The sequence below is a fragment of the Veillonellales bacterium genome (genome assembly GCA_039680175.1).
Lineage (GTDB): Bacteria > Bacillota > Negativicutes > JAAYSF01 > JAAYSF01 > JBDKTO01.
This window is the reverse complement of record JBDKTO010000013.1, coordinates 1-25,175: the sequence shown is the minus strand read 5'-3', so window position 1 is coordinate 25,175 and position 25,175 is coordinate 1. Positions and strand designations below refer to the sequence as shown.

Genomic DNA, 25,175 nt, shown 5'->3' with positions numbered 1-25,175 from the left:
ATTGTTTCCTTTTCCAACAAAATAGCCGATTCTCTTACAAGCCATTGACAACGTGCTCCGGATGCTCGCCTCGTAACACCCGATCAATATTTTCCAGGGCTTTTGTCAGCATCAACCGGAAACTGCGTACCGTAACCCCGGCAATATGGGGTGTAACAAGAAGCCTGTTATTGGCAGCGGCTGAAAGGGTTAGCAGGGGATGATCCTCCTCCGGCGGCTCAGGATACAAAACATCAACGGCTGCTCCGGCTATCCGCCCTTTCTCCAGGACTTTAGCCAGGGCAGCCTGGTCGACAATTTCCCCCCGGGCCGTATTCACCAAAAGTCCGGTTGGCTTCATCCGAAGCATTTCCTTCTCACCGATCAATCCCCGGGTCTTGTCGGTCAATGGCACATGCAGGCTGACAATGTCGCTTTCCGCCAATAATTGTTCCAATGGTTTATAAGCAAGCCGCAGGGATGCTTCCACCTGAGAAGAACTTCGTGGAAGGCTATAATAGCTCACCGCTGCCCCTAAACAGCTTAAAATCACGGCAACTTTCTGGCCAATAGCTCCCAAACCGATTAGACCGACTGAACTCCCGGCTATCTCCGTCAATCCCCGCTGAAACAATTCTTGCCGAATTTTTACGTACCGTCCCGCTTTTGTCTCCCTGTCGGCAATGAACAGTTGCCTCTGCAGGGCGATCATGAGTCCGACCGTATATTCCGCTACCGAATGGGCATTCTGTCCCGGTACATTGGCAACAGGAATGCCTACTGCTTTGGCCGCCTTATAATCCACCCCGTCGAAGCCGGCACCCGCCGTCTGCACCAGTTTTAAATGTTGACAGTGCTGCAGTACATTGGCCGTTACATTTTGAAACCCCGCGGGCACCAACAAACATTCCGCCTCTTTACAGGCCTCAATTAATTCTTCATCTTTCTTGGGGCTGATAAAACGAATATCCCATCCATTCGGGGCGGCTACATTTGCCGCTTCAAATCTCCATTTAGGCATAACACTGGCAATGATTTTCATTTTTCCTCCTACACCGCTTTCAGGACCTTCCCCATCCGGGAAATTCCTTCCATTATTTTTTCTTCCGGCATCGTTGCAAAGTTTAACCGCAAGGTATTGTAATGCCCGCCGCGAGGGAAAAAGGCATGCCCCGGTACAAATGCAACATCGTTTGCCAGACAGCTTTGCAGAATTTCTGCCGCATTCATGCTTTCCGGCAGTTCCAGCCACATAAAAAGGCCGCCGTCAGGCCGGCGGTATGTGATTCCCGCAGGGAACTCCCGCTTTATACTATTACACATCACGTCACAGCGTTTTTTATAAACTTCGATCACTTTATGGATATGACCCGGTAAATCAAATGTCTCTACAAAATTAGCGATTTGCATTTGGGCAAAGGTACTGGTATGCAAATCCACCCCTTGCTTAAAGATCGTATATTTCCTTAAAATTTCTCGGGAAGCGCAAAGCCAGCCCACCCGCAGCCCCGGAACAAGGATTTTGGAAAAAGACCCTTGGTACACCACACGGCCCTCCGTATCAAAAGCTTTTAGCGGCGGCAAAAAATCTCCGCGAAAACGCAGATCAATATAGGGACTGTCCTCAACAATAATTACGTTAAACTGATTCGCCAATTCTATTAATTGTTTTCGCCGTTCCAAACTCATCGTCCTGCCGCTGGGATTTTGAAAATCGGGAATTGTATAAATTAATTTCGTTCGGGGATTCTCCTCCAGCAGCAGCTTAAGCTCCTGCATATCCATCCCCTGATCATCCATACTTACCTCTATAAACCGTGGGGAGTAAGGCTGAAGTGAGTTAACCGCCGACGGATACGTTGGACTTTCGCAAAGAACTACATCTCCTTCGTCAAGAAATACTTTGCCGGTCAGATCCAATCCCTGCTGGGAACCGGAAATAATCCCAATATTGTCGATGCCGCAGTCTATCGAAAGCTTTTTCATTTTATCGACAATATATTGTCTAAGGGGAATATACCCTTCGGTTGTCCCATATTGCAGCGCCTGCCTACCGTTTTCTTTAAGCACCCTATCGCAAACTGCTTGCATTTCCTGTATAGGAAAAAGCTCAGGTGCCGGCAATCCCCCGGCAAAAGAAATAACCTCCGGCTTCTGGGTTAACTTAATAATTTCCCGAATGGCCGATGGTTTCGCATTCTTAACCCGTCGTGCATATTTACTGGTCATACAGATACCCCTTCCGATATTCCTGCCTTTTGTCAGGAATGTTTCAATTGGTCTCTTCCTGCCGCCTATGCCGGAGATTGAAACGGAAATTCATTTTCCATAAATCCTGTATTATAAATTCCCCGGACAAATTGCTCCTGCTCCAGCAAACTCCGGTGAAACGGAATGGTTGTGGCAATTCCCTGAATGACAAATTCGCCGAGCGCCCGTTTCATCCGGCAGATTGCGTCCTGTCTGTCTTTTCCCTTCACGATTAACTTTGCGATCATAGAGTCATAAAATGGGGAAATTTCATAACCGGAGTAAGCGGCACTATCAATTCTCACGCCAAAACCTCCCGGGGGCACATAAGCAGTAATCACTCCTGGCGAAGGCATAAAATTCTTAGCAGGATTTTCCGCATTAATCCTGCATTCCAGCGCCCAGCCGTTAATTTTTACATCCTGCTGGCCAAAGGAAAGAGAATGACCATCCGCTACTGCAATCTGCTCCCTAATTAAGTCGATTCCAGTAATCAATTCAGTTACCGGATGTTCTACCTGTATCCGGGTATTCATTTCCATGAAGTAAAAGTTACCTGCCGGGTCCAATAAAAACTCCACGGTCCCGGCACCATGATACTGTACGGACTTAGCTGCCAAAACCGCCGCTTCACCCATCTTGCTTCGCAGTTTGGGATTTAAAGCAGGTGACGGCGCTTCTTCGATTAATTTTTGATGACGGCGCTGAATCGAACAATCCCGCTCCGCAAGATATACCACATTCCCTTGTTTGTCAGCCATAATCTGAATTTCCACATGCCGGGGCGCCTGCAGATATTTTTCAATATACACGGCGGAATCGCCAAAGGCGGTTTCCGCCTCTTTACTGGCCTGACGAACCGCCTTAATCAATTCTTCCCGGCTATTAGCCACCCTCATCCCCTTACCGCCGCCGCCGGCAGTTGCTTTAATAATTACGGGATAACCGATTCTCTCTGCCACCGGCAAAGCATCTTCCGCCTTGCCAAGGACCCCGTCGCTTCCCGGAACTGTAGGAACACCGGCCTGCTTCATTGTTGCACGAGCTGCAGCTTTCGCCCCCATTCGCTCGATCGCCTCCGGCGCAGGCCCGACAAAGGTCATGCCGCAATCGGCGCAGGCCCTGGCAAAACCCGCATTCTCGGCCAGAAATCCATAACCGGGGTGTATAGCGTCACAGCCGCTTCCCATTGCGATACTAAGAATACTGCTAATATTTAAGTAGCTGTTTTTTGCCGGAGCGGGGCCGATGCAATATGCTTCATCCGCCATTTTTACATGCAGTCCCTGACGGTCCGGCTCGGAATATACCGCAACGGTACTGATTCCCATTTCACGGCAGGTGCGGATGATTCTAACGGCAATTTCACCACGATTGGCAATTAAAATTTTTTTAAGCATCCTATTGTCCCCCTATATTGTGACCCCTTACAGGCAAAAGTTAAATCCGCTTGACGGTAAACAGAGGCTGCCCATAACCGACCGTCGCTTCATTTTCTACTAGGATTTCAACAATTTTCCCTTTGACCTCAGCCTCCACTTCTGTAAACAGCTTCATCGATTCTACAATGCAGACAACAGTCCCCTCCGCAACTTCTTGACCTGCTTTTACAAAAGCTTCCGCTCCCGGCTCGGCTGCGGTATAAAAAGTCCCGGCCATCGGTGCGGTGATCTGAAAAATAGTTGCTTTATCCGGCTCTTCCTTGATAACCGATTCCTTCGCAGCCGAAACCGGTGAAGCTGCTGCGCTTTTCTCCCCGGTTTGTGCCTGCTCTGTCCTCTGCCCTTTATCAAGAATAATCCTCGAACCCGATTGCTCCAGCTCAAAATACTGAAGCGAAGCCTGGTCAACCAATTGAATAATTTCTTTTATTTCAGCCAATGTAAACAATTTCATCAACCCCTTATTTGAAGATGGATTGCCGTTTTTATCGTTTGAATCATTTTCTCGTTTTCTAAATAAATATTTTCTGCTTCTTCTAAAGAAACTTCTCTCAGCTGAATTTTTTCACCCGGCTTTATTTGGGCGAGAACAGGAATATCCGCCATAATCACCTGAGCGATCTTCGGGTAGCCGCCTACGGAATGCCTGTCGGCCACCAAAGCAATAGGATTTCCGTCCGGCGGTACCTGAACCGTTCCTAGTACGATCCCTTCGGAAACCATTTCCAGCGGAGCTTTCAGCTTCATAGTCGGCCCTGACAGGCGATACCCCATTCTGTCCGAGTTTTTTGTAATTTCAAATGCTTCTTGGAAGAAACGGGATTGACTTTCTTCTGTAAAATAATCAAAGTGCCTGCCCCGGGTAACCCGTACCTGCCGAATCCGATCCTGTTTTGTAATATAAGACGCTTTTGCCTGCCAGGGTGTTGTACTGAACGGCTGCTTCGTCATTTTATTTTCCAATTGGCAAATCAACAAACGAGATTTTTTCCCCGGATTTCCTAAAGGCAAAATATCTCCTTTCTCCAGTCCCCGGCCATGGAATCCTCCAATAGCCGCCCGCAGATAGGTACTTTTGCTCCCCATTACCGGAGAAAAACCATACCCGCCTGCCACAGCCAGATAACTTCGGCATCCGGCTGTACAAGGTCCGAATTGCAATTCACTGTCTTGCCGCAAAAAAACAGGCCGCCACGTAGGTACGGGAATTCCATCAATTTTGGGCGACAAATCCCCGCCCGTGATAGCGAAAAGAGTACCTTTTTCCAGCATAAGGGAAGGTCCCATCAGGGTAATCTCCAATGCCGCCTCTGCTTCATCATTGCCAACCAGTACATTGGCAATCCGTAAGGAGTACAAATCCATGCCGCCGCTTACAATAATTCCGTATTTTTGAAATCCGTATCTTCCCAAGTCCTGTAAGGTTGTCAGGAGTCCCGGACGGAGGACGCTTATCTGCATGTTCTCTCCTCCTTGTAGGCTGTATATTCAGCCGGAGAAATCGGAGAAAACCGGATTATATCCCCTGCCCGCAAAAAGCTGGGCGGATTCTCAGCCGGTCGGAAAAGAGCGAGGGGCGTACGGCCTATCAACTGCCATCCTCCCGGCGTTTCAAGCGGATACACCCCGGTCTGCATTCCGGCGATCCCCACCGATCCTACCGGAATCTTCAGCCGGGGCGAAGAGCGACGAGGCGTGGCAATTCTTTCATCCAATCCGCCTAAAAAGGGAAATCCTGGAGCAAACCCAATCATATACACCAAATATTTTCCCGTGGAATGAATTTCAATCACTTCTTCCGGTAAAAGCTGATGAGAGCTTGCTACATATTCCAGATCCGGGCCGAATTCACCGCCGTAGCAAACCGGTATCTGGACTGTTCTGACCTGCTTTCGAGTCGAACAGTCCAGATGGTCGATCATTTCTTGTAACATAGAGGCTACAAATTGGTAAACTGGTTGGTCGTCCCGGATTCTCTCCTGCTCCTGCTTCACCTGAACCGGATCATATAATACCGTTACGCTGGAATAGGCCGATATATATTCCCGCATTCCCGGAAAAGGATGCCTGTCCAGGTATTGCGCTAATGCCCTTACTTTCCGATACGTTTCCGGATGAATTCCCTTGCCGAATTCAACTAAAACCGCCGTTTCACTAAAGGGAAGCAATTCCACATCCGTTGTAGGCCCGATGGCTGCCGTTTGAATCAATTCCATCCCTTCCCTCCGCTGTTGTTAAAATGCCAATTGAAATCACTGGGATAAATAGGATTAGACCCTCTTATCTGAATGGCATTGCCGGGACAACCGGCGGCGCACACAATCCGAGCCCCGTCTCCCTTCGGATTCATAACCGCCGTGCCGGCTTCCTATTCCCTCTATAAAATACTGTAGTGCTCATCTTTTACATCGGTAATAAACATATAACCGGGAGCATGAGTAATCATAATGTCCGGCTTCACTTCCATCGCGACGGCCTGGGGCGTAACGCCGCAGGCCCAGAAAATAGGAACTTCTCCGTCTTTCACTGTAACCCGGTCGCCAAAATCCGGCTGGCTCAAATCTTTAATTCCGATACCGGAAGGATTGCCGACATGAACCGGGGCGCCGTGCACGGAAGGAAAACGGGAAGTAACCTGAACAGCCCGGACAACATCCTTTTCCGGTACCGGCCGCATACTCACAACCAGTGGTCCCTGAAATCTTCCGGCAGGAACGCAAGGAATATTGGTCTTATACATCGCCGCATTACAACTTTCTTCAATATGACGGATGGGAATACTATTTCTTAATAACGAATGTTCAAAGGTAAAGCTGCAGCCGATGAGAAACGCTACCATATCATCCCGCCAGTACTCTACGATATCGGTTACTTCTTCTGACAGCTCGCCATAGCGGTAAATCCGATATTTCGGCAAATCCGTGCGGATATCCGCATCTGGCGCAATCCTTTTCGGCACCGGCGAACCGAGGTCCGTTACGTCAAGAATCGGACAGGGCTTTGGATTTCGCTGACAGAACAGCAAAAATTCAAAAGCCAGTTCCTTCGGTAAAATCGCCATGTTGGCCTGAGCAAAACCGGGAGCCAGACCTGCTGTAGGGTGAACCCATTCCCCACGCCTAATAGCAGCCCGAATCCGGGCAGGAGTCGAAAAAGCTACTTTTCCCATGAAAAATCCCCTCTTCTTACGAAGTGATATTATTTCTCTCCCATGGCCATTACAGAAATGCCAGCTTCCTCCAAGAACCTCCTTGTCTGGGCGGCAAATTCCAACGCCTTGATTCCGTCACCGTGAATACAAACCGTATCCGCTGTAATCGAAATATCCTTTCCCTGCTGGGATTGAACAACCCCTTCCTTAATCATGCGGGCTACCTGAAATATGGATTTTTCTTTGTCGGTAATTAAGGCGTCCGTCTGAGTTCTCGGCGTCAGAGTTCCGTCCATCTGATATGTCCTATCGGCAAAAACCTCTTGTGCGATTTTTAACCCAATTTTTTTACCCGCACGGATTAATTCACTATTTGACTGCCCTACAAGAATTAATTCCGAATTTACTTGATATACAGCTTCTGCAATAGCTTCGGAAAGTTCTTTACTGTTGACGGACATATTATTTAGGTTGCCATGGGGTTTAACATGCTGCATAGTTCCCCCCTCGGCTTTAATAAAAGCGTCAAGGGCACCAATTTGATAAACAACCATATCATAAGCTTCCTGAGGAGAAACCGCCATATTTCTCCGTCCGAAGCCAAGCAAATCGGGAAACCCCGGGTGAGCACCAATGGCCACATGATTGTTCAAAGCCAGTTTGACTGTTTTACGCATTACACTCGGATCGCCGGCATGAAAACCGCAGGCGATATTAGCAGAGGTTACAATTTTCAAAACCTCTTCATCCATACCCAGTTTATAAACGCCAAAGCTTTCTCCCAAATCACAATTTAGATCAATTCTATACATAACCAAACACCTTCTTTGATTACCGCCGGCGAAATATGCCGGCGATATTTTTTTACTTGCTTCAGAATAACCACAAAGTATCTCTGTCCGCTTAACCGGCTTTCTTTTCCATAGCTTTCGCCCCGTCGGACAAAGCCTCCAGATTTTTTCCTTTCGTTTCCATACCCAAGGCCGCTACGGCAATGCCCGCTAACACAAACGCAGCTGCCACTACAGCGAGCGTCAGATATAAGCCAATCATCGGATACAGCACGCCAACAACGGTAGGAGCTAAAATGCCACCGATCCTTCCCCAGGAATTCGCCGTACCCGTGCCTGTTCCCCTAACCTCTGTGGGATAATTTTCCGGCGTATACGCATAAATAATAGCAAAAGCACCCGCCATAAATAATACCGCTGCAATTCCGCAGCTCAGCATTACGCCAAGGGGAAGCTTGTTGGCAAGAGCCCAGCCATAAACCAGGGTGGTAATTCCCGCACAGGTAAGATAAAAGACAATAGGTTTTTTGCGGCCGATTTTATCGGAAAGGAAGGACCCAAGAATACCGCTTGGCACCCAGACGAGATTCATAATAAATACATACCCGATGGAAGCATACATGGAATATCCGGCCTGTTTTAAGAGAGTAGGCAGCCAGGTGTTGAGTCCCCAATAGCCAAACAACGAGCAGAACCACATCAGCCACAGCATAATCGTACGTTTTCCGTATATGGAACGGAACAGAATGGAATATTTATTGCCTTCCTGAACATAAATCGGTTCTACCGGTTTTGGTGCCGGCAAAGGATGCTTTAACTCAGCTTCTACTTCTTTTTCAATACAAATCAGTTGTTCTTCCGCTTCCTGATGCCGGCCGTTAATCATATACCAGCGGGGAGACTCGGGAATGCCCAGACGAAAAAACCAAATCATACAGGCAGGAAGTATGCCGGCAAAAAAAGCACTGCGCCAGCCGTAAACTGGAACCAATAAGAACGATATTCCGGCTGCCACCAGCATACCGAAGCCCCACATCGCCTCCGTAAGTCCGTTAAGACGGCCCCGGTATTGATTCGGCACCATTTCACTCACATAAGTAAATACCACCGGCTGTTCGCCTCCCAGCCCAAATCCGGTAATGAACCGCAGTGCCAGCAGCGCTTCATAACTGTTGACAAAACCGGTAGCCGCAGTCCCCAGCGCGAATATCAGCAACGTATATTTAAAAACCTTCAACCGCCCCAAATAATCGGAAACCGTTCCTCCCAATAATGCCCCTACCAGCATGCCAAAAAAAGAAACGCTAAATACAAGACCGATTTGAATTGAAGACAAATTTAAATCTTTGGACAACGCCGGCATAATAAAACTGAGCAGTGCCATATCATAAGCGTCAAATAAATACCCTGCAGCCGACAGACCGAATACTTTCTTGTGAACCCCCGAAAAAGGCAACCTTTCCATGCGCCCTACTAAACTTTCCATGGATAATGCTACATGACTCAATTTACTCTCCCCCATTCTTTTACTCTTGAAATATTGAAAATGACTCAATTCCTGTTAAAATACGGTGCCGTATCTGCCGTAAAATCCTTTTTTTGATACACCTTTTTTAATAACTCTTCCATATGTTCGCAATTTTTTACATAGTTTTGTTCTTTGCTTCCGGGCTTTCTCTGATATCCAAGGCTTTCCGATACAGCTTGTGCCGCCTCCTGTATAACTTCGGTATAGCGAACTAACGTATTGGAAACTGCTTTTTGCGCCGAAAAGGCCACCGAAAGGACGGCAATAATGCCCTGGGTATAATCCCTGATAGGAACGGAAACACAAGCACTTCCCTGCCGAAATTCGTTTACACTCATCGATAAATTTGCTTCCCAAGATTGCTGCACGACTTCACAGAGATCTTGCTTAGATAATATTGTATTGCTGGCAAATTTTTTAAGTTGAGTGCTATCAATATAGCGGGTGCTGGCTTCTTCGGCAAAGGACCCCAAAAGCATTCGGGAATCGGCACCGGCATAAAGAGGTGACCGCTGTCCTTCCGGTACAGTCAAGCTCAACACCTGCCTGCCGGGAATAGAAAACAAGCATACTCGTTCGTTATTTTCCACAATATCGAGATAAGCCGTTTCCCCGATAGCATCCCGGACTTTTCGTGTGACATCGGCGGCAATCCGCCTAAGATTGATTTCCTTATAAGCGGCAGCGGCAAAATGCAGCACTTTATGTCCTACCCGGTATTTTTTATTCTGGGGATTTTGGACTAAGTAGCCTGTTTTAACAAAGGTATGCAAAAAACGGCAAACTGTGGGAGCTGGCAATCCTACCTTCAAACTGATTTCACGAATACTCAGTTCACTGTTGTCATAAGTAAAAGATTCCAGAATAGTTAAAGCTCTCTCCAATGATTGAATATGCTCAGTAGCCACAATACTCACCTCCTTACTGTACAAAACGTTTTTTGATATACTGTTAGGCGTCTTAAAAAGCACAGATGCCGTACCAACAATGTTGGTACGGCATCTTCGCCCAAAAGCATATTTTTATACTTGCTGCCAGAGCATTTTAAATTTCACGATGTGAAATTTAATGCTCCGTCTTCAATTGCAAATATAATACGCTCTCTCTATTGCCTTGTCAATAGTTTTTCATTCCATTTCCCACATAAATTCCCCTAAATGCTAATTTTATTTAGAACTACAAGAAGCCCTCAGAAATCCTCATAAGTAAGCTAAAAACCAAAGCATGATTATTTCTTGCGGTGGATTCAAGTAATGTTTCAATTCCTCTTAGGTAAGCTAAAAACGATGAGAAAAAGCTGATAGCAGGAGGATTGATAAAAAGTTTCAATTCCTCTTAGGTAAGCTAAAAACCGGTAATTTGTGCATAAGTTGACGCCGATGAGTATTTGTTTCAATTCCTCTTAGGTAAGCTAAAAACTGTCACGACATTGAAGGTTGTAGATGGAAAGTTGGTGTTTCAATTCCTCTTAGGTAAGCTAAAAACGCCGCTATTTCTTCTGCAGACTCTTGCGAGTATTGCTGTTTCAATTCCTCTTAGGTAAGCTAAAAACCGCCGCCTATTCTGATGCAGTACAGTGGAATGAAAATGTTTCAATTCCTCTTAGGTAAGCTAAAAACCATAGCAAGAGCGGCGTATTCAATTTCTGGTGTGCGTTTCAATTCCTCTTAGGTAAGCTAAAAACTTTGTCCCAGTTTTTGAATGAAGTTGAACCTAGATAGTTTCAATTCCTCTTAGGTAAGCTAAAAACGCAGAGGAATGTTCGTTTCAATGTCCAGCTTGCTTGAGTTTCAATTCCTCTTAGGTAAGCTAAAAACTTGTGCATGCAACCTTGCTGTCATCATTGCGGCGGCGTTTCAATTCCTCTTAGGTAAGCTAAAAACTCTTTCAGAAGTTAGGCTGTGTTTCATGCCGCAAAGTTTCAATTCCTCTTAGGTAAGCTAAAAACGCGGTAAAAATGGGACGCAGGGGTATTGGAATTGAATGTTTCAATTCCTCTTAGGTAAGCTAAAAACTGTGTCTTGACCACTCTAATTGCATTGCTGTTTTACCGTTTCAATTCCTCTTAGGTAAGCTAAAAACACAAATTGAGCGTCGTTCAGCGGCATCGGAATGCGATGTTTCAATTCCTCTTAGGTAAGCTAAAAACTAGGATCGCAAGCGCTTTACGGTGTTTGGCCATATTGGTTTCAATTCCTCTTAGGTAAGCTAAAAACTAAAACGCCCGTATACTCCCCGATTCCGTACCCACGTTTCAATTCCTCTTAGGTAAGCTAAAAACGATTCGATTTTTATTGTTTTGGATTTTCATTTTGTAGTTTCAATTCCTCTTAGGTAAGCTAAAAACGCATATCCCAAGTTCATTCCCAATGTCTTCTGCAGAAGTTTCAATTCCTCTTAGGTAAGCTAAAAACTTGATACCATCACCAGCCTTGATACCCCAACCAGCGAGGTTTCAATTCCTCTTAGGTAAGCTAAAAACGGGGTAAGAACATGGATAGAAAAGAACAGCAAAAAAGTTTCAATTCCTCTTAGGTAAGCTAAAAACAGTTTTTTGCCAATGGCGGCGAAAAGTACAATCCAAGTTTCAATTCCTCTTAGGTAAGCTAAAAACCCAACCGGAATCATATCTGACTAGACCGATATTTTTTTGTTTCAATTCCTCTTAGGTAAGCTAAAAACTGATTCTAGGGAAGAACCGATGACATACATAGAATCCGTTTCAATTCCTCTTAGGTAAGCTAAAAACTGTGGGAGTATCCAAGGAAGGAATCAAGAAACTGAAGTTTCAATTCCTCTTAGGTAAGCTAAAAACGAAGACAAAGAATATCTTGCATCCCTTGCTAGTGAGTTTCAATTCCTCTTAGGTAAGCTAAAAACCGACCATAGGAGCCGGAAGTTATCCGGCGTATTGCATGTTTCAATTCCTCTTAGGTAAGCTAAAAACTTACCAACGACATATGCTGAACCTAACAGCCGTTTTAGTTTCAATTCCTCTTAGGTAAGCTAAAAACTTGCAAAAGTCAAGGCGGCTATTGAAAATCTAAAGGGTTTCAATTCCTCTTAGGTAAGCTAAAAACCCCATTTGGAATATCGATTTATCGCACAGATATCTCGTTTCAATTCCTCTTAGGTAAGCTAAAAACATTAAAATTACATTAAAGGAGGTGCAAAAATTGAAATGTTTCAATTCCTCTTAGGTAAGCTAAAAACCGTGTTAGCGTACGGACGAAAAGCGGTTTGAAAAAGTTTCAATTCCTCTTAGGTAAGCTAAAAACGTTCCGTTTCGCCGTTCCAAAAATCGGAAGCTGTAATGTTTCAATTCCTCTTAGGTAAGCTAAAAACCATTCAGAAATACGGTACCGGTGTTGCTGAAGGTAGTTTCAATTCCTCTTAGGTAAGCTAAAAACGTACATTGAAAAGCTTGAACACGTTTTAAAACTTGTCAGTTTCAATTCCTCTTAGGTAAGCTAAAAACTTTCCAGTATGACACTTTCCAGCTTATATCCGAAATGTTTCAATTCCTCTTAGGTAAGCTAAAAACGGCGAAGGTTGTCCTGGTGGTGTTCAGAGAATATACAGTTTCAATTCCTCTTAGGTAAGCTAAAAACGATTAACATTAAGTATACATTGGATGGAATGGAGGAGTTTCAATTCCTCTTAGGTAAGCTAAAAACGTTATCATGTGTATAGCTATGCAAGGGCAGTGGATAGGTTTCAATTCCTCTTAGGTAAGCTAAAAACGCCGGAATGGTCAAGCAAGCTAGTGACAGAGTCGGTGTTTCAATTCCTCTTAGGTAAGCTAAAAACCAAAAAAAGACATGAAGAAGCGGGGCTTGCCGTCTCCGTTTCAATTCCTCTTAGGTAAGCTAAAAACGTAAAGAGAAACCGGAAGCCTTTGCCGGACTGCACAAGTTTCAATTCCTCTTAGGTAAGCTAAAAACGGTAACCTGTATTGGATTCTTTGTTGTCTTTCCAGTGTTTCAATTCCTCTTAGGTAAGCTAAAAACTCAAGCACATTATCAGATTTATTCAATATCGCTTTGGTTTCAATTCCTCTTAGGTAAGCTAAAAACTTGTCATGCCCGCAATGTTTGCAAATTGACTGTTCTTGTTTCAATTCCTCTTAGGTAAGCTAAAAACCAAGGAACCTTTCTTTTTCTCCTTGCGTTCGGCCTTGGTTTCAATTCCTCTTAGGTAAGCTAAAAACCCGGTTGAAATCTTTCGGCAATGCTTCTGCCTTGCTCGGTTTCAATTCCTCTTAGGTAAGCTAAAAACCATGCCTAGCTGGCTAGGAGTTAATTGCCGTCTATGGTTTCAATTCCTCTTAGGTAAGCTAAAAACATTGACTATATTTAAATAAATATACATCCGCTGCGGGGTTTCAATTCCTCTTAGGTAAGCTAAAAACCGATACCACAACCAGCCTTGATACCATCACCAGCAAGGTTTCAATTCCTCTTAGGTAAGCTAAAAACTTGATGATTATGCAGACAAAGCGCATGAAGATTTTTGTTTCAATTCCTCTTAGGTAAGCTAAAAACAAACCATACCAGGATGCAGGATACAAGGTTGCCACAAGTTTCAATTCCTCTTAGGTAAGCTAAAAACTTGTTCACGATGGCGGCGATACAAGCAAATGGAGATGTTTCAATTCCTCTTAGGTAAGCTAAAAACCTAGAGGCTTGCAGGCCGCTCCGGTCATGGTGTTTGAGTTTCAATTCCTCTTAGGTAAGCTAAAAACGCGGAACGCCTGTTGAATGGATAGAGGAAGAAAATTGTTTCAATTCCTCTTAGGTAAGCTAAAAACGAGGGGGATGGGATACTTGACATTAGCAGAAAAAAAGTTTCAATTCCTCTTAGGTAAGCTAAAAACACAGTACAATCAGCAGCCGATCAGGTGCAGGAGCGCAGTTTCAATTCCTCTTAGGTAAGCTAAAAACCGAAATTTATTACCGGCAACCATGACCATTCCGGGGTGTTTCAATTCCTCTTAGGTAAGCTAAAAACCCTATGCACCTCGAACAGCAAACGGAACATCTATTTGTTTCAATTCCTCTTAGGTAAGCTAAAAACATATTTGGCATTACCGCTATGGAAAAAGCCATTACCAGGTTTCAATTCCTCTTAGGTAAGCTAAAAACAAAAGGACGTATGTTATGGGTACGCATTACTATTGAGTTTCAATTCCTCTTAGGTAAGCTAAAAACGACTATCGGCCGCGGTACGGGAAGTTTGAGGTGGTCAGTTTCAATTCCTCTTAGGTAAGCTAAAAACCGACATCTGTACTCTATGTGGATCGGAATATATAGTGTTTCAATTCCTCTTAGGTAAGCTAAAAACTTTCCCACTTTGACTGCAGCTTCCGAAGCCGTTGTCGGTTTCAATTCCTCTTAGGTAAGCTAAAAACCAAAGGTTGAAGGCTTGAACCGGGAATAAACCCGGATGTTTCAATTCCTCTTAGGTAAGCTAAAAACACTCACAGGTGCGTTTATAGGACGGATGAAAAATGTGTTTCAATTCCTCTTAGGTAAGCTAAAAACGTTTGACATGGTTGTGATTGATGAGTCATCCAGCTTGTTTCAATTCCTCTTAGGTAAGCTAAAAACTCGATACTTATCTCCGTCCTGGCTATTAGAACTGGCGTTTCAATTCCTCTTAGGTAAGCTAAAAACCCCCATTTTCCCAAAAAGCAACATACTAAAAGCCAAGTATCTTTCTGGCTCAGCGCAAAAGCAAAAATTTCTAATACACCTTAAATGGTTTTTTAAAATTATTTTCCAAAAGTCGATGAATCCTTGAGTTATCAGCATTTTCAGTGTCGTCGACCGGCCGGTATTTTTGCGCTATCCTATATTGACGGCAATAGCGGGGTACTATAGAAACGGAACCATTCAAATCATATTTCCTGTCTGCCCACGCTCCACTCCCATAATCTCACGGGTTGAATATTTTGTTGTCCTTAAGTTATATGTTATCACGGAATCTTCCTCGCGATCAATGATTCTTGCCAGTTCCATCTTCAGTTTTGTATAATTTGCATCGGATATTTCTCCTTCAAGAACGGAATTTTGCACCCACGTAAGATATTGCCGGCATTTTTTGAGGACTTTTCCCACGCGTTTTTGATTCACATCATAGACCAAAATAACAAACATTGCTGACCTCCCAAATTACTTTACCATTGGGCAACGAAAGGTTCATATAAGCTTTCACCCATTACATGCTTTTCCAGCTTGTAAAGCTCCAAGCGAATAAGCCGCCGGTATGACACCGGTCGGCCAATATCCCGGTGTTTGATGGTAGCATTCAATTTCGAATCCAGTTCCTGTATAAAGATCTTTTTGGCTTTTTCCTTCATCATAATTCCTTCAGTGCCATGCTCGAAATCTTTCTTACCAAGCATTTTACGGCCAATGAGGGTAAAAATAATTCTGTCGATCATAATCGGCTTAAAAATCTCCGCTACATCAAGATTCAAACTGAACCGGCGAAAATTGGTGGCATGCAAATAGCCAATGCGCGGATCCAGATGGGTTTTATAGATTTCACTCAGGCAAAGCGTGTACATCAGTGAATTACCGAAGCTGATTAGGGTGTTTAAGTTGTTTTTCGGCGGTCGGCGGGTGCGTTCTTCAAAACAAAAATCTTCGTTGCCAAGAATGGCGTCAAACGATTTATAGTATTTTTCCCGAATATTCCCCTCGAAGGCCATTAATTCCGATATCGCCGTGCTGGCGCCGATCGATTGCTGCAATGTTTCGATACCGACCAGCTCCTCGGCTACATTCTTACCCCGGCTATGATAATATTTTAATACTTTACCTATATTTTGCGCCGCCCCGTCAACAAACCTTCGGGCAATATCAAGCCGTTTATGCTCATCCAAATAATGTTCCGCTTGTTTTAATATGACGTACCCAGAATTCAAGTGCTCGCGGGGATAAAAGGTTCCCATGTAATAGCCGTAATAGTTAAAATAATGAAGAATAATCTCCTTTTGTGACAAAAACTCCAGTAACTTTTTATTGATATTTACTTCACTAAATACCATAATATCACTGACATCCTCTACCGGCACATACCGGCGGCCATTTTCGCCTTCAAAGCAAAGCGTATTGTCCTTGCGAAGCAGTTCCCCGCTAGAAAAAAAATATAACGTCTTTTTCAATCATCCCACCTCGTCTCAAATTACGACCAGCAAAATTCAGCATAAGCACAATTGCGGCAAAAGGAAATCTTTTTAGGTGCCAGCGGCTTTTCCAAATAAACAAGGCGCAAGATTTCCTGAGTCGTTTTTTCCAGCCTGGCTCGCATTTCTGTATCCAGTACCACTTCTTCCCGCAGCTTTTCCTGGGGGAAACGCAGTTCGCCTTTAGCTTTTATGCCTTGCCGATCCAGTTCACTCAGATAAAATGCCAGCTGCATCCGGGCGCTCTCCCGGTATTTTGAGCTCTTTTTCACCTCACCGATCACCATTTCACCGTTATCCATGTGAAACACATCAATTTTGCTGCCGCCAACGGATAATTGTTTTTTCTCCCGCAAATAGCTCAGTTCATCGATAAACCGGCCCAGCATCATATTGTCGTTATCCTGGTCCGCCTGAATCTGATGACTGATCAGCCACACTTCCCGCGGACATATGTAATAATACCAAATAAGAGTACCGCCAACGGTGACTTCCTGTTCACCCATACCATCACTCTCCCCCGTACAGGCATTATAACAACTGGTCAATGGCCATCATAAAATCGCTTAAATCTTTCCTCTAAAAGAAACTGCCTCCATATCAACAATATCCACATCCCGCCCGGCTATCCCGGCCAATTCAACAGCGATAGTCAGCTTTAAATCAAATCGTTCCTCTGCGGCTAATCCGGGCACAAACAAAATGGCAATATCAATATCACTGTCCTACCGCGCCTTTCCCTGCGCCACTGACCCAAACAGCCAGGCGCGCTTATCTGATCATGGCGATTAAGATATTCAGTGATGTGTTGAGGAAATGTCATATGTATGCACCTTCGTATTAAATTTTTTATCACGTAATTATAATCATATAATATTGTCAAATCCATCAACATATCGTTGCGCTAATCCCATTACAGGATGATACACATCATTTCCTAGAATGCATGGAACTTTATGAATTAGATAATCTTCTTTATTCACAAGTTTAATTGCCAACGCTCCCGGAACATTAATCACGTAATAATGAAAAAGAATCATAAATTCCTTACGAGCCTGAAAAGACAAATTATTCATATATTTTCTATCCGAATATCTTTCATAAAGCTCTTCAGGAGTATTTATTCCTATTTTCTTCTGTAATCTGACGAAAGTTTTAGGTAGCCACTGCTTCTCTGCCTCATTGGGAGTCCAAGGTATAAAAATGGGAAGTCGAAAATAATCCTGTCCAAATGGCTGAATATTCGCTAACTCAGGCCAATCTCCTTCATAAGCATTGGTAATAGCCTGTTTTCCTGCCTCATAGGTGTTATTACGAAACATTTCTTGATAATAAATTTTAATTAAACTCATCATCTCAGACTCTAACCACATTGTCTTTTTTTCAAGTAATTGATCCGTAATATATTGTAATTTTTTATCATAAATTGAATTGCGGGTATTTTTTTCCCCGTTTCTAAAAAACGGAATAAGAAAGAAAGTCCCAATATCATTTTCATTATGACGATTAACACGCCCAGCAGCTTGAATAACAGAAGGTAAAATTGGCAATGCACGCATTAAATATTGAAAGCTAAGATCAACACCTGCCTCCATGATTTGAGTAGAAATTACACATATTGGATGATGTTCTGCTTGATTTAAATAATGCTGAATTTTATTAATTTCCATTTTTTTATGAATCGGCGTCATCATGCCATGAAGTAAGTGGGTATTAGCATTCTTATCAAATGTATTAACGTTTTTATACACTAAATAAGCATCGGCAATTGTGTTTAAAATAGCACATTGCTGAAAATTTTTATATTTTAGTATAAGTTCAGCTAAGCTTGTTTCATCCATACTGGGGCAACGTGTAATTTGGTACCTGTTAGTTGGAGTGTCCTCTTTTATGCTTAAGTGTATCGGTTCATTAGATTTAGAAAGCCCATATTTAAATGGTGGCATTGTTGCAGAAAGAAAAAACACCCTCAAATTATTTCTTCTCGCTAGCGCTTCTAACCCACACAAGAATACATTCCAACTTTCTGGAGCATAAATTTGTGGTTCATCGATAATAATAATTCCATTTTTTAAAAACGACCGACGTAATAAATCCTGTGCACGTTCAGGGAAGATAACTTTGGTCCACTGTTGAAAGCTAGTACAAATTACAGGATATGCCCAAGTCTCAATTGCCATCTGAGTTTCCAATAGATATTCTTCAGATTCCGATTTATCTGACGCTCTTCCCTCTAAAGTTGCAAGCGAATGCTGCTCTACAGCTAAAACATGCATCGCATCTTCAATTACTTGAGCCGTTTGTTCTAGAATCGATAAATATGGAGCAACATAAACAATCCGCTCATATCCTTGCTCTCTCCCTAATATTGAAGCTAGTTTTAAAGCGGTAATCGTTTTCCCATACCCTGTTGGCATTTCAAGTGTATAAACCATGTTGTCCGGATAAAAATTTATTTGATTAACAATATCCTGTTGTGCTTTCATACGAATATACGATAATGGGTGTTGCTTATTATTTTCACAAAAACTTTGTAAATTCTGTTCATTCGTTATATGATCTTCTTTTTTAAAATGAGAATCAGACACAGAAACTACGTCTAATCGATCACTAGCAATCAATGCAGTGCTACATTCTCGCCATAGTTGAAGCTTATCCATTAAAATATTTGATGAAATTTGCTGATAGCTTAAATCAAGTTTTTCTTTTTCGTCTTCGTAGATTTCCCGTAAATCTCCAATCCATTGTTTTAAGGCTTGTGGAGAAATTTCTAAATCTTTTATTGTTGAAAAACAAGACTTAATAAACTGTCCCATTCCCACCCAATCCAGCTTATTCCACTCGGGATACATCATCCAATTAGTATCTGCTAAACTTTTCAAATTGCCATGATGATCGGCTAAATCGCGAATAAACCAAAGCCAATAAAGGCTATAGTCATCCCATTTTTCATAAAATTGTAATAAATGATAGGCAAAATACGAAAAAAGCAAAGCCCCTCCTGGTGCATGAGGAGGACCTTTTTTCTTTTTCCCTTGGATGTATAACTGCCATTCAAGATTACTTTTTAATAAATCATGACAAATTCCCGCCACACCTGCTAAATTTACAATAGTTGAATCCAACCCAACTAAACGGATTTCAATATTTCTTTTCACATGGAGCAAATGATCTGATAGAAAATATTCAAATTGTTCATCTGAAGGCCTTGCTATACATTGATTAAATGGAATCAATATAGACACACAACATCCTCTCCAAATTTAGCAATTTGCAAATTCAAAGATAATTTTTTTTTGGCAGGTTTAAACGCAATCATATTACCTGCCCATTCGTAAATAAAATCAATTGATTTTTCAAACGTACGAGCCCCTTTATAACAATACATAAAGCCACCAGCCCGGCAATAATGCTGACCGCGTGTAACTTTCAATTCTCCAACAAGAGCACTCGGCACAACAGCCTTTGTTTCAATATATCCGTAAGCTTCATTGACCGCCAGAGCCACCTGGTTCCAAACGCTAATTAATTTAGGTTTTGTCACTGCATAAGCAACACCTAAAAAGGTGGGATAAACCGAATATTCTTTCTGCAAATAAGTGCTTAGTTCATCAACATTTTCTTCTCCCGCATAATAGATACGATAATGAGGATTAATCAACAATTCAATAGTAGTCGGACGATTAAAAGAACTACCAGTATCCTTACCCAACATGGACATTTGTTGAGAAACAATCTGAACTGGATTCATTAATCTGATACCAACAATATCATGAGTAACAAAATCCTCTTTACCTAATATAGCGCCTACCATCCCTTTAACAGCAGTCGGAGTAATAAACGGATATGTCATTTGTGTCGCTGTAGTATCTGGTTTACGAAAATGAGCTAGCGTCCCTACTAAGTCAAAAACTACACCTTTCACTGCATGTTCCCCCTTACCATAAGGGCTGCTGATATTGACTAATATCTCCCCGAATAACTAAAGATGGATGGCACCATATCCGACAACGAGCTATTTTATCGCGTTGATTGGATAAAACCGATAGTAGTCTTTCAAAATTAATCTTAATTTCGTTAACCGATGTAGGCTGTTTCCCCGTAGCTTTCCATTCCTCTGCATCCGGTTCCAAGAATACTAAATCTTCTAAGTAGCCGATTCGGTAAAACGGATCTTTATATTCTACATGTACAAGCGATAAAGGTTGTTGCTGCCCCCTGCCTCTCGCCTGTCTATGCTGAGTCCCCTGCCAAAGTCCTTGTAATAATAATTCTTGATCAGATTCACTCATCATCGAATGTTCAGCATTTTTAGCGTTGATAACGCCGGGCATAATAAAAACTGCAAATGGCACAATGTAGCTTGTCCAAATCGTTCCCTGTGTTTTTCCTTCTCCTTCTTCAGTAGTATCAGCGCTTGGCATGACGACAGTTCCTTGAACATATTGACTATCAACAGGATGCATCGAATGCGCCCAGCCAAATTGAACTGGACCAGTTAAATTAAATTTTGGTTTCACCGAATAAACAATACCAAAAGTACGTACATCAAAACAAGTTTCAAGTAAAACATCTTTCATATTTGTTTTACTTTCTTTTTCTTTTCCTGTTTGTTTTGCAATGAATTGTGCCAGACTGCCTCTTCCCAGAAGTTTTCCTGCTTCATTTTTCTTTTCTTGTACAAAAATAAATTTAGACTGTTCTGGACCTCCCTCTGGATAAAGTTCCATTACAAAATCACGAACATCTCTTTTTATACTTACATCACTTAATGAAATACGTCCATCTTCTTCTGAAAATAATCTTCTTGCATCACTGTCATTTAATGGATCCCTGTTTGGAATACCATCTTTTACCGCTTTTATAAACACGAGTTCTCCATTATTGACCTTCACTAGTTACTACCTCCTTTTATACTCTCCTCTGTACCATCTGAATCATTATCATTTTTCGGTTTACGGTAAAGTAAATATCCCGACCAAAAAGCGGTCATAAATACATTTTTCTCAGATACTAAAGTTTTCTTTTCATTGGCCGATAAAAATCCTAATAACACCAGCGGCAAAACGCCCCAAAAATTGACTCCAAGTTTCAAGTCCCATTGATCGGCCAATTCCTGACATCTAAGTACACCTTGTTGCCAAATCATGACGGGAGTTAACTTACTGCCAAATTTCATTACACGCTGTTTAACAAAATCCTTATTTGTTTTCATGTAATAGGAATGAGAAAATTGTTTTAATAGCATACCACTTATAAAGCCCAAATTTTCCAATGAATTAAAGTCCTCGTCCTTTAATTCTCCAGAATAGTATTGTTCAATAATCTTTTTCCAATCTGCCAAATCTTTGACACCTCCTTTTACATTTCTAATTTGTTCATTATATAGCTTGTAAAAAAGCATAAACACATAAAAGAAAATCAGCTCTTGTTTCATCCCCCAATAATCTTCTTTATTTACCAATTCATTTAATTTTTTTTCGGTTGCCTGAAACAAGTGCTTCATTTCTAATGATTGCCTATGAAAAACTTTTTGCAAAACATTCCAGACGTACCCCGGACCAAAAGCATTAGCTAATAGAGACGGTAGTGTTTCTGTTTTATATAACGGTTGTCGTTGTACACCAAACTCATCTTGAATACTGCCACATTCATAATTTTTAATTTTCCATAAAATGGATTGAATTTTACTCGCTATACTGGGTACAATATCCTCAATTATTGCTCGAATGTGCATGTCTCCCCTTGATAAATCGCCTGAATAATATAAAATAGTAAGTCGATGTTCATCGCTGAATTGAGGAATAATGCTTCCTTTCATCCCTGCTAAAACTTCCATATGTAAATCGGTTTGACTTAAATGCTGTTGATTCTTTAACATATGGCGATACTTTTTAAAATTTTGTTTTGAGTCCCCGTCCAACAAAGGGACAACAAGCGGTATCCCATATATCGGCTGAAAACTAGTCGTCTTCATATGTTTTTTTGCTTCTACGCTCATAATGGGCGCAAACATCTCTTTCAAAAGACTATTCGAAAGAGGGACTTGAATTTCTTTTAGAAATTGACTACCATACAAAAAAGCCGCATAATTTTCAGCATCGACTTTAATTCCTTTAATCCAATCTGTTTTACCCCAATCATTTGAACAAGGCATTTCCCATGTGGGAGATAACCATAACCAGGATTTATTATAAATAGAAACCACTTCTGTACTGACCTGATTAGAAAATGTTGAAACTGCATTTTGGGCTTTACCTAAGCTAGCAGCTTCATCCATTTTTGCTGTAATAAATTGATTTAAAAATTCTTCGCCATCTAAATATAATGCACTGTCCGAAATACACAGACTATCTGCAATCCATAAATCAGACGGCTCGCTTGCAAGCTGCTCTTTTATTTTATAAACCGCTAAACGAGAATCAAACACCAGAAGTATTCCCAATTGTTTTTCTTCTCGCAAAAAGCGCTGCGTATTTTCGGCTAATAAATTAGATATTCGTAACGCAAGCTTTTCACGTTCCTCCTGCATTAATTCTCGATATCCAATTGTACTGTTTAGCCTAGGTAATAATATCTCCTGTGCAAAAGCTTCGGCATTCATCATTTTTTTTAAATGTGGCTCCCACATTAAATAGCAAGGTAATGCATAAACGCCCTGAGGAACCAACGGATTCCCGCCATTAGGAAAGGTGATAGGAAAAGAGACATTTCTTCTTGCATCAACTTGAAAGCTTTTCTGATCTCCATCAAACATTCCGATGGTAAGATAATGGACAGTATCAGTATCTTTTCCTAATTCAGCTACAATTACATTCTGAAAATAATTTTTACAACTAATACTGGAGACATCGGTTAAAAGTCTAATACGCTCTTCCAAAGATAAGTCACTTTGCATAATAGGCCTTCCTATTCTTATTACTGACTCTGCAAGCATTATATCACCTCCTGTTTTCATTTTCTATTATAGTATTTTAAATTGAATTATTCAACATATTTTATATAAATTGAAACAAAACTCAATATAATGTATAATAAAATTTATATACCTACTAGGAATTGAAATTAGTATTTTACTATTGATTTATTAGCCTACCTACAAGGAATCTTTCCCTCACCCCACGCCCTAGCGGCGTGGCTTTTCCATTTCCACGCAGCCAAATCCCTGGCTGTTTTTGCTGCCAAGGCCTGCGTCCAGGGCCATTTGCAGAAGCTCTTTCGGACCGGTCAGCCGAATCCGGCCGGAATAGCCTTTGATAATCGTTTCTTTGTAGCGGATAATATTCTGCCGCAATTCGCCCCGCTTGTCCACTCTGACCTCGCCTGCCGGTGCTTCGCGGCCGTAGCAGGCCTGGAACTTTTTCCGCAGGTTGCCTGTAATCAGGGAGTTGTAGTCAGGGTCCCCCGGTTGGAAATAGCAGGTATACTTTCTGCCGTCGGGCCGCAGCAGTGTGCTGTAAGCAACAATGGGCGACAGCGTCCGGAGCTGGGTTACTTCGTCTTCTGCCCGGGGCTGCTCCACTTGAATTTCTTTCACTTCCACCGGCTGCCGGCCAAATAAAAGAGTTCCCTTTTTCAGTAAGCCGTTGGCAAGGGACTGACAAAATTCTTCGACCGGTGATGTAATCACCAGTTGAATTTTATCCCGAAAAATGAGATTGTTCGCCGCCCCATTTTTAGCAAAGCTGCCCCTAAGCCGGGAAAAGCAAAACAGTTTAAAGGTTCTTCCCTGACTGACAAAGCCGCTGTCATGAAGAAATTTTGCCAAATCGGCATCAATTGTCTGATAAAGAACCGCCTGTACGATATGATTGTAATGAACCGGTACTTCTAACCCGCTTGGACTTTCCAGTTGAATATATAAATGCAAGCAAACCCCATCCTGTCTTGGAAAATAGAATGATATCCATCTGTTTTTTCTTCTACATACACGTTCCGCTTTTTACACTATTTTCCTCCCTGGTAAGACAAGTTTATCCAAAAATATTCCTGTACTTACAAATGTACCTAAAAAAAGACGGCTTTACTATTGCAAGCCGTCTTTTTCTTTAAGTGCCCTTATAAAACTATTCTTTTCACTGGCTATATGTACTACTTCCCATTTCGTTCTTCTGTATTTGCAATAACGAAATCTTCAGCCTATATTTCTTGTTCTAACCATTATTAATTAGCAATTTTCTCTAGTTCATTTTCTTCACTTCCGGTTAGAATTTTATCCATATCAAGGGCAATAATCAGTCGATCATCCACCTTGCCGATACCAATAATATATTCGGAGCCTACTCCTCCTGCAAACGACGGTGTTTGTTCCATATCTTCCGCTGCCACAGGAATAATTTCCAATATATCATCAACAATGAGCCCGCATTTTTGTCCGTTTACCTGTACTACAATAATCCGGGTTGTATCCTTCGCCGTAGTGATGCCAATATCAAATCTTTTTTTGATATCGACAACCGGAATCACGCTTTTGCGCAAATTCATAATTCCTTCGACAAAGGAAGGCATCCCCGGCAATTTGGTAATTTTATTGGGCCGGGTAATTTCCTGCACTTGTTCAATGGGAATACCGTACTCGTACACAGTCTGATCTGTGTCCATCGTAAACACAACCAGTTTGATACTATCTTTCGCCATTGCTCCCTGCTCCTTTTCTATAGGTTCGCCGCCATACCGGATAAACTATTTGCCATACCGGTCATTTCTTCAATTGTTGCGTTTACTTCTTCCACAGCCGCCGATGTTTCTTCCGTCACCGCCAAGGTGGATTGGGAAGCATCCGCTGTCTCATTCATGGATGTTTCAATCTGCTTTGTCAGTTCCTTAATTTGAGCGACTGTCT

22 protein-coding genes and 1 CRISPR repeat array are annotated in these 25,175 nt (G+C 42.2%); all 22 genes read right to left on the bottom strand.

The window, feature by feature from the left end:
• Positions 1-34: 34 nt before the first annotated feature.
• Entirely contained in the window at positions 35-1,021 is a 987-nt protein-coding gene (locus tag ABFC84_02185) for a 2-hydroxyacid dehydrogenase (protein ID MEN6411555.1), read from the bottom strand.
• 8 nt (positions 1,022-1,029) lie between these two features.
• Entirely contained in the window at positions 1,030-2,208 is a 1,179-nt protein-coding gene (locus ABFC84_02180; GenBank protein MEN6411554.1) for a PLP-dependent aminotransferase family protein, read from the bottom strand.
• 65 nt (positions 2,209-2,273) lie between these two features.
• Complete coding sequence (gene accC, locus ABFC84_02175; GenBank protein MEN6411553.1) at positions 2,274-3,629, bottom strand: acetyl-CoA carboxylase biotin carboxylase subunit; 1,356 nt, start codon at positions 3,627-3,629, stop codon at positions 2,274-2,276.
• Between the two features lie 40 nt (positions 3,630-3,669).
• Complete coding sequence (gene accB / locus ABFC84_02170) at positions 3,670-4,119, bottom strand: acetyl-CoA carboxylase biotin carboxyl carrier protein (protein MEN6411552.1); 450 nt, start codon at positions 4,117-4,119, stop codon at positions 3,670-3,672.
• Positions 4,120-4,124: 5 nt separating this feature from the next.
• Positions 4,125-5,132, bottom strand: a complete 1,008-nt coding sequence (locus ABFC84_02165) for a biotin-dependent carboxyltransferase family protein (protein MEN6411551.1) — start codon at positions 5,130-5,132, stop codon at positions 4,125-4,127.
• Positions 5,123-5,887 carry a 5-oxoprolinase subunit PxpB gene (gene pxpB / locus ABFC84_02160; protein MEN6411550.1) on the bottom strand — a complete coding sequence of 255 codons (765 nt, stop codon included), beginning with the start codon at positions 5,885-5,887 and terminating at the stop codon, positions 5,123-5,125. The genes ABFC84_02165 and pxpB overlap by 10 nt, the downstream gene beginning before the upstream one ends.
• Positions 5,878-6,021 carry a hypothetical protein gene (locus ABFC84_02155; protein MEN6411549.1) on the bottom strand — a complete coding sequence of 48 codons (144 nt, stop codon included), beginning with the start codon at positions 6,019-6,021 and terminating at the stop codon, positions 5,878-5,880. The genes pxpB and ABFC84_02155 overlap by 10 nt, the downstream gene beginning before the upstream one ends.
• 27 nt (positions 6,022-6,048) lie before the next feature.
• Positions 6,049-6,840 carry a putative hydro-lyase gene (locus ABFC84_02150; protein MEN6411548.1) on the bottom strand — a complete coding sequence of 264 codons (792 nt, stop codon included), beginning with the start codon at positions 6,838-6,840 and terminating at the stop codon, positions 6,049-6,051.
• 29 nt (positions 6,841-6,869) lie between these two features.
• Positions 6,870-7,634 (bottom strand): 5-oxoprolinase subunit PxpA, encoded by a 765-nt coding sequence (locus ABFC84_02145; GenBank protein MEN6411547.1) that lies wholly within the window; start codon positions 7,632-7,634, stop codon positions 6,870-6,872.
• Between the two features lie 91 nt (positions 7,635-7,725).
• Complete coding sequence (locus tag ABFC84_02140; protein ID MEN6411546.1) at positions 7,726-9,120, bottom strand: MFS transporter; 1,395 nt, start codon at positions 9,118-9,120, stop codon at positions 7,726-7,728.
• 44 nt (positions 9,121-9,164) lie between these two features.
• The gene (locus tag ABFC84_02135) at positions 9,165-10,049 is read right to left on the bottom strand and encodes an IclR family transcriptional regulator (protein MEN6411545.1); all 885 of its coding nucleotides are present in this window, start codon (positions 10,047-10,049) and stop codon (positions 9,165-9,167) included.
• Positions 10,050-10,329: 280 nt separating this feature from the next.
• Positions 10,330-14,816: a CRISPR direct-repeat array (repeat unit 30 nt; unit sequence GTTTCAATTCCTCTTAGGTAAGCTAAAAAC).
• A 219-nt stretch (positions 14,817-15,035) separates the two neighbouring features.
• The gene (gene cas2 / locus ABFC84_02130; GenBank protein ID MEN6411544.1) at positions 15,036-15,299 is read right to left on the bottom strand and encodes a CRISPR-associated endonuclease Cas2; all 264 of its coding nucleotides are present in this window, start codon (positions 15,297-15,299) and stop codon (positions 15,036-15,038) included.
• 20 nt (positions 15,300-15,319) lie between these two features.
• Positions 15,320-16,312, bottom strand: a complete 993-nt coding sequence (cas1b, locus tag ABFC84_02125) for a type I-B CRISPR-associated endonuclease Cas1b (protein MEN6411543.1) — start codon at positions 16,310-16,312, stop codon at positions 15,320-15,322.
• Positions 16,313-16,332: 20 nt separating this feature from the next.
• Positions 16,333-16,839 carry a CRISPR-associated protein Cas4 gene (gene cas4, locus ABFC84_02120; GenBank protein MEN6411542.1) on the bottom strand — a complete coding sequence of 169 codons (507 nt, stop codon included), beginning with the start codon at positions 16,837-16,839 and terminating at the stop codon, positions 16,333-16,335.
• A 60-nt stretch (positions 16,840-16,899) separates the two neighbouring features.
• Complete coding sequence (locus ABFC84_02115; GenBank protein MEN6411541.1) at positions 16,900-17,028, bottom strand: hypothetical protein; 129 nt, start codon at positions 17,026-17,028, stop codon at positions 16,900-16,902.
• Between the two features lie 171 nt (positions 17,029-17,199).
• On the bottom strand, positions 17,200-19,578 hold the full coding sequence (gene cas3, locus ABFC84_02110; protein ID MEN6411540.1) for a CRISPR-associated helicase Cas3': 2,379 nt from the start codon (positions 19,576-19,578) through the stop codon (positions 17,200-17,202).
• Complete coding sequence (gene cas5 / locus ABFC84_02105; protein MEN6411539.1) at positions 19,566-20,258, bottom strand: CRISPR-associated protein Cas5; 693 nt, start codon at positions 20,256-20,258, stop codon at positions 19,566-19,568. The genes cas3 and cas5 overlap by 13 nt, the downstream gene beginning before the upstream one ends.
• Before the next feature lie 13 nt (positions 20,259-20,271).
• Positions 20,272-21,228 carry a type I CRISPR-associated protein Cas7 gene (locus ABFC84_02100; protein MEN6411538.1) on the bottom strand — a complete coding sequence of 319 codons (957 nt, stop codon included), beginning with the start codon at positions 21,226-21,228 and terminating at the stop codon, positions 20,272-20,274.
• Positions 21,228-23,270: a hypothetical protein gene (locus ABFC84_02095; protein ID MEN6411537.1), complete on the bottom strand. Its 2,043-nt coding sequence runs from the start codon at positions 23,268-23,270 to the stop codon at positions 21,228-21,230. The genes ABFC84_02100 and ABFC84_02095 overlap by 1 nt, the downstream gene beginning before the upstream one ends.
• A 189-nt stretch (positions 23,271-23,459) precedes the next feature.
• Complete coding sequence (gene cas6 / locus ABFC84_02090) at positions 23,460-24,203, bottom strand: CRISPR-associated endoribonuclease Cas6 (GenBank protein ID MEN6411536.1); 744 nt, start codon at positions 24,201-24,203, stop codon at positions 23,460-23,462.
• Between the two features lie 293 nt (positions 24,204-24,496).
• Positions 24,497-24,970: a chemotaxis protein CheW gene (locus ABFC84_02085; GenBank protein ID MEN6411535.1), complete on the bottom strand. Its 474-nt coding sequence runs from the start codon at positions 24,968-24,970 to the stop codon at positions 24,497-24,499.
• Between the two features lie 17 nt (positions 24,971-24,987).
• The coding region (locus tag ABFC84_02080) for a hypothetical protein (protein MEN6411534.1) at positions 24,988-25,175 on the bottom strand (188 nt) is incomplete at its 5' end.

Excerpts from the sequence above, each read along its gene's own strand:
- ABFC84_02185 (MEN6411555.1), bottom strand. The coding sequence starts at position 1,021 with ATGAAAATCATTGCCAGTGTTATGCCTAAATGGAGATTTGAAGCGGCA.
- ABFC84_02180 (MEN6411554.1), bottom strand. The coding sequence starts at position 2,208 with ATGACCAGTAAATATGCACGACGGGTTAAGAATGCGAAACCATCGGCC.
- accC (MEN6411553.1), bottom strand. The coding sequence starts at position 3,629 with ATGCTTAAAAAAATTTTAATTGCCAATCGTGGTGAAATTGCCGTTAGA.
- ABFC84_02165 (MEN6411551.1), bottom strand. The coding sequence starts at position 5,132 with ATGCAGATAAGCGTCCTCCGTCCGGGACTCCTGACAACCTTACAGGAC.
- pxpB (MEN6411550.1), bottom strand. The coding sequence starts at position 5,887 with ATGGAATTGATTCAAACGGCAGCCATCGGGCCTACAACGGATGTGGAA.
- ABFC84_02155 (MEN6411549.1), bottom strand. The coding sequence starts at position 6,021 with ATGAATCCGAAGGGAGACGGGGCTCGGATTGTGTGCGCCGCCGGTTGT.
- ABFC84_02150 (MEN6411548.1), bottom strand. The coding sequence starts at position 6,840 with ATGGGAAAAGTAGCTTTTTCGACTCCTGCCCGGATTCGGGCTGCTATT.
- ABFC84_02145 (MEN6411547.1), bottom strand. The coding sequence starts at position 7,634 with ATGTATAGAATTGATCTAAATTGTGATTTGGGAGAAAGCTTTGGCGTT.
- cas2 (MEN6411544.1), bottom strand. The coding sequence starts at position 15,299 with ATGTTTGTTATTTTGGTCTATGATGTGAATCAAAAACGCGTGGGAAAA.
- cas4 (MEN6411542.1), bottom strand. The coding sequence starts at position 16,839 with ATGGGTGAACAGGAAGTCACCGTTGGCGGTACTCTTATTTGGTATTAT.
- ABFC84_02095 (MEN6411537.1), bottom strand. The coding sequence starts at position 23,270 with ATGCTTGCAGAGTCAGTAATAAGAATAGGAAGGCCTATTATGCAAAGT.
- ABFC84_02085 (MEN6411535.1), bottom strand. The coding sequence starts at position 24,970 with ATGGCGAAAGATAGTATCAAACTGGTTGTGTTTACGATGGACACAGAT.